General features: G+C 73.8%; 1 protein-coding gene and 1 pseudogene. Both read left to right on the top strand.

What is annotated here, in order from left to right; genetic code table 11:
* Positions 1-273: pseudogene (locus ABD308_RS21640) on the top strand (hypothetical protein); the annotation flags it as partial.
* Between the two features lie 3 nt (positions 274-276).
* Complete coding sequence (locus ABD308_RS21635; protein ID WP_344337697.1) at positions 277-1,353, top strand: LLM class flavin-dependent oxidoreductase; 1,077 nt, start codon at positions 277-279, stop codon at positions 1,351-1,353.
* The last annotated feature ends 164 nt before the right edge of the window (positions 1,354-1,517 follow it).

The raw sequence follows: 1,517 nt of genomic DNA, 5'->3' as shown, positions 1-1,517 counted from the left end.
GGCGGCAGCGCCGAGGACTGGCACACGGCCCTGGCCGGTCTGCCGTGGCGGCTTGAGCCGGCGACCGCCGCGTTCGTCGCCGAGCAGCAGGAGGCGGCCGACATCTTCCACCGGGTCGGCTTCATCGACCGCGCGGTGACCGTCGCCGACGCCCACCTGCCCGCGCTGGAGGCCCCGGTGGCCGCCGCCGCGCACACCGCCGCCGCAGACACCGCCGCGCACACCGCCGCCGCAGACACCGCCGCTCACGGCGCCGTCGCCGAGGCGGTCTGACCGATGGCCTCCGAATTCCTCTGGTACATCATCCCGCGCGAGGGCCACTACCCGTGGGAGCCGTCCGGCCGCCGCCCGGTCGACCTCCGCTACCTGCAGCAACTCGCGGGCAGCGTCGAGCGCCTGGGCTACACGGGCGCGCTGCTGGCGACCGACCTCTACGACGTGTGGGACCTCGGCAACGCCCTGGCCGCCGCCACCACCCCGGCGTTCAAGCCGCTGCTGGCCGTCCACCCCGGGCTGATCTCACCCACCCTGCTGGCGAAGATGGCGCTCGCCTTCGACCACCTGCACGGCGGACGGCTGCGCTTCAACGTGGTCAACGGCTCCACCGAGCAGCTGCGCGAGTACGGCCTGCACGTCGAGCACGACGACCGCTACCGCCTCAGCGCCGAGTACTGGTCGATCGTCAAGCGCCTCACCGCCGGTGAAGTCTTCGATCACAAGGGTGAGTTCTACGACCTGCGGAACGCCGGGGCGAGCCTGCGCGAACTGCCCCCGGTCCAGCCGGGCGGCATCCCGCTCTGGTTCGGCGGCAGTTCGGCGGCCGGCATCGAGATGGCGGCCGGGCACGTCGACGTCTACCTCACCTGGGGCGAGCCGCCGCGGCAGCTGAAGGAGAAGCTCGACCTGGTCCGCGAGCGGGCCGCGGCGCACGGCCGCAGCCTGCGGATCGGGCTGCGACTGCACCTCATCGTCCGCGACACCGAGGACGAGGCCTGGGCGGCCGCCGACAGACTGCTCGACGTCACCAGCGAGGCCACCTACGCCCGCCAGCTCGGCGGCGCGCGCGGCGAGGACGGCGTCGGCTGGCAGCGGCAGTTCCGCCAGCACGGCGGCAAGGTCCCGGCCCGGGCGCGGGAGTTGGAGGTCCACCCGAACCTCTGGCCCGGGATGAGCCTGTTCCGTCCCGGCCCGGGCACCGCCGTGGTCGGCTCGACGGCCCAGGTGATCGAGCGGCTCCAGGAGTTCGAGTCGCTCGGCGTGGACACCTTCATCCTCTCCGGCAACCCGCTGCTGGAGGAGGCCCACCGGGTCGCCGAGACGGTGCTACCGGCGCTGGGCGTCCAGCGGCGGTAGGACGCCGGGCATGAGGGGGAACGGCAGCGGCGAGGTCAGCGCCAGCTGACGGGCGAAACGGGCGACGGCCCGGAGGAGGTACGTCCGCACGGCGGGGCTCCCGAGGTTTCGAAGGACGCGTACGGACGGTCCCGTACGCGCGGTCCAACGAGCGCGGCGCCCGG

It is taken from the genome of Kitasatospora putterlickiae (genome assembly GCF_039527695.1).
Taxonomy (GTDB): Bacteria; Actinomycetota; Actinomycetes; order Streptomycetales; family Streptomycetaceae; genus Kitasatospora; species Kitasatospora putterlickiae.
Note: the sequence above shows the minus strand (reverse complement) of the source record. Positions and strands in the feature narration are given on the sequence as shown.

Coding starts and splice junctions, on each gene's coding strand:
- ABD308_RS21635 (WP_344337697.1), top strand. CDS start 277: ATGGCCTCCGAATTCCTCTGGTACATCATCCCGCGCGAGGGCCACTAC.